The sequence below is a fragment of the Phytoactinopolyspora endophytica genome (genome assembly GCF_004138495.1).
Lineage (GTDB): Bacteria > Actinomycetota > Actinomycetes > Jiangellales > Jiangellaceae > Phytoactinopolyspora > Phytoactinopolyspora endophytica.
The window spans coordinates 37,279-37,550 of record NZ_ML142872.1; the positions used below are offsets into that span (position 1 = coordinate 37,279).

Here is a 272-nt window from a genome sequence, read left to right on the forward strand (position 1 = left end):
TGGGGCTGACGCGGCGACAGCTGCGGTCGATGCTGGCATTCGAAGGTGTTCTGGTCGCGCTGGCCGGAGCTCTCCTGGGAATCGGGCTCGGGCTGGTCTACGGGTGGCTCGGCACGGCCACGACGCTGGGAGCCGTCTGGGAGACGAAGCTGACCGTGCCGTGGGGCAGGCTCGGCCTGATAGCGGTGGTTGCCGTGGTCGCGGGTCTGGCCGCGAGCGCATTCCCGGGCCGGCGAGCCGCTAGGTCCTCACCGGTCGCGGCGCTCGCGGCC

The 272-nt window shown here is 72.4% G+C and carries 1 protein-coding gene; it reads left to right on the top strand.

What is annotated here, in order from left to right; all coding sequences use genetic code 11:
* Positions 1-5: 5 nt before the first annotated feature.
* Positions 6-272: FtsX-like permease family protein (locus ELR45_RS30805; protein WP_276320753.1), on the top strand; the 267-nt coding region annotated here is incomplete at its 3' end.